The organism is Streptomyces sp. NRRL S-495 (assembly GCF_000966955.1).
GTDB lineage: Bacteria > Actinomycetota > Actinomycetes > Streptomycetales > Streptomycetaceae > Kitasatospora > Kitasatospora purpeofusca.
Map to the genome: position 1 here is coordinate 1 of NZ_JZWY01000337.1, position 2,829 is coordinate 2,829.

Below are 2,829 nucleotides of genomic sequence, written 5' to 3' on the forward strand. Positions count from 1 at the left end.
GCCGTACTCGGTGCCGAACGGAGCGACGATCAGCCCGCCCGGAGCCGTCTGCTCCAGCCAGGCCGGAGGGATCTCCAGCACGGAGCAGGTGGCCATGATCCGGTCGTACGGAGCGCCCGGCCCGAAGCCTGCCCGGCCGTCGCCCTCGACCGTGATCGGATCCAGCCCGGCCCGATCCAGGTTGTCCCGCGCCCCGCGCGCCACCTCCGGGTCGTACTCGACGCTCACCACGTTGGTGCCGCCGAGCCGGTGGGCCAGCAGACCCGCGTTCCACCCGGTCCCGGACCCGATCTCGAGCACCCTGCTCCCGGGGCGGACCTCCAGATCCTGGAGCATCGAGAACACCATGGTGGGCAGCGAGTTCGAAGAACTCGGCGTGGCGCCGAGACCGTCGCCCTCGTGCTCTCCGTCGTCCCACTGGGTCGTCAGCGGGATGTCCGAGTAGACCGCCGCGCGCCACGCCTCGGGATCCTGCAACCGGTCCACGACGGGGCTCTGCCGGGTGCCGTCCGCGATGCCGGGCCAGATTCGGTCCGGAACGAACAACTCGCGGGGTACGGCCTTGAAGGACGGCAGCCAGTCCGAGGTGAGCGCGCCGCCGGCCACCAGCGCGGAGGCGAGCCCGTGCGGACCCGCCTCCTGGTGCGTCCCGCCGGTCACTTGCCGCCCGCCGGGCCCGAACCGTCCGAGGTGTTGCCGCCCTCGTCCGAACCGCCACCGCCGTGGCCGGAGCCCTTGTTGCTGTCGTCCTGCTGCTTGCCGCCGTCACCGGGACCGGTGCCGCCGCCGTGCTTGCCGCCGAACGTCGGCTTGCTCACTGTGCCTCCATCGTGTTGGCCGGCCCACCGGGCCGGTGCAGGATCGATCGACTCATTGCCTACCGGTCCGCCGAGGTTCTGCGGGCCGAAGTCCCGTGCCGGGACACAGGTCCGCAACAGGCGCTCAAGCGAGGGGACCGCTGCCCCGTTCACCTCCGGGAGGAACCGCATCGTGCGCCTGGGGAATTCGATCACGGTCGCGTGCCCGGGGATGTCCATCAGTGCTTCCTGTCCTGACCCGGACTGCGAACAGTGAACCCCCTCCAGGGCGCCGTTGGCCAACGGTGCCCTGGAGGACACGATCGGGTGGCGGCGCTGCTCCCCGGACCTGGCCCGCACTGTTGCCGGGACAGCTCGGCAGCGGATTTCCTCATCGCGCCCCATATCCTCCGACTGGGTGGATCAGTAGCTTTTATGATGGTTCGTACAGGTGGACGGGGTAGTTCGCGGAGGTTCGTCGCCGTGGTCGGCGGCGGAGTCCCCCAGCCGAAAGAGGCCCTGGATCATGAGAAGACGTTCGCCGGTCCGTACGCTCGCCGTGGCGGCGCTCGCCGTTGCCGGGCTGCTGCCGCTGACGGCGGCCGGTGCGCCCACGCTCGCGGCCGCCGCCGTGCCCGTGGTCGCGCCCGCCGGGTACGGCGGCGTGGAGGAGGACGAGGCGCGGGAGCTGAGCCCGGAGCTGCGGGCGAGGCTCGACGAGGCCGTGCAGCGGGTGATGGGGGAAGCGGGCATCCCCGGGGTGCAGGTCGGGCTGTGGCTGCCGGGGCGGGGGCGGTACGTCCGCTCCTTCGGTGTGGCCGACAAGGAGACCGGCACGCCGATGACGGGCCGGCTGAACATGCGGATCGGCAGCGAGACCAAGACCTTCACCGCCACCGCCGTGCTGCAGTTGGTGGACGAGGGCCTGGTCGGCCTGGACGAGCCGATCGCCGCCTACCTGGACGGCGTCCCGTGCGGGGAGATCATCACCGTGCGCAACCTGCTGGAGATGCGCAGCGGGCTGTTCCCGTACAGCGCGGACGAGGACTTCGGGAACGACTTCCTGAGCGACCCGCAGCGCGTCTTCACCCCGCAGGAGCTGCTCGCGTACGGGTACAAGCACGACAACGTGTTCCCGCCCGGCACCCGCTACCAGTACTCGAACACCAACTACGTCCTGCTCGGCCTACTGGTGGAGAAGCTGAGCGGGCAGAGCATCGAGCAGTTCGTCCATGACCGGATCGCCGCGCCGAGCGGCCTGGGGCACACGCTCTACCCGGAGGGCACCTCGCTCCCCGTGCCGTACGCGCACGGCTACACCAACCAGACGCTGTCCGGGGAGATCGCCGACTCCACCCACTGGAACCCCTCCTGGGCGTGGTCGGCGGGTGCGATGGTCTCCGACCTGCGCGACCTGAAGCACTGGGCCAAGGACCTCGCCACCGGCACCCTGCTCTCCCCCGCCACCCAGGCGCAGCGGCTGAAGATGCTGCCGACCGGGATCCCCGGGGCGGACTACGGGCTCGGGATCTTCAACATCGGCGGCTGGATCGGCCACAACGGCTCGCTGCCCGGCTACGAGAGCCTGACCATCTACCTGCCGGAGGAGTGCGCGACCCTGGTGCTGCTGCTCAACTCCGACATCACCGCGCAGAATTCGGAGCCCAGCACGCTGCTCGGCAGGGCGGTCACCAGCATCGTGACGCCCGATCACATCTACAACATCCCGCCCGGCAAGTAGCCTCGGGGAGGTGACGAGGGGTGGGTGGCCGGCCGGTCTCCCACCCCGGCCGGACGGAGGGGCGGGTCGTGAACGGTGACGGCGGCGGGCGGGCGGTCCCGCCGGCGGTGGACCCGGAGGTGCGGGCCGCCGGGGTGGGGGCGGGGGAGCCGCTCACGCCGGAGAACCTCGCCGCCCGGCAGGCGCGGGACGCGGCGGCGCGGCCGAGGCCCGGGGCGGCGGAGCTTCGGGACGGCGGCCGGTTCGAGGTGGCCGAGCTGGCGGTGCCGGGGCTCGGCGGCGGGCCGGAGG

At 71.9% G+C, this 2,829-nt stretch carries 3 protein-coding genes and 1 pseudogene; 2 read left to right on the forward strand and 2 right to left on the reverse strand.

Features of this window, described 5'->3' with window-relative positions; translation table 11 throughout:
* Positions 1-660, reverse strand: a 660-nt coding sequence (locus tag VR45_RS18155; protein ID WP_159394250.1) for a methyltransferase domain-containing protein, incomplete at its 3' end; no start/stop codon positions are given.
* Positions 657-818 (reverse strand): hypothetical protein, encoded by a 162-nt coding sequence (locus VR45_RS47920; RefSeq protein WP_199839687.1) that lies wholly within the window; start codon positions 816-818, stop codon positions 657-659. The genes VR45_RS47920 and VR45_RS18155, both read right to left, overlap by 4 nt.
* Before the next feature lie 505 nt (positions 819-1,323).
* On the opposite strand from VR45_RS47920, the gene VR45_RS18160 reads away from it, so the two are divergent.
* Both VR45_RS18160 and VR45_RS18165 read left to right on the forward strand, forming a co-directional pair.
* Complete coding sequence (locus VR45_RS18160) at positions 1,324-2,538, forward strand: serine hydrolase domain-containing protein (protein WP_045940834.1); 1,215 nt, start codon at positions 1,324-1,326, stop codon at positions 2,536-2,538.
* A gap of 68 nt (positions 2,539-2,606) precedes the next feature.
* Positions 2,607-2,829: pseudogene (locus VR45_RS18165) on the forward strand (hypothetical protein); the annotation flags it as partial.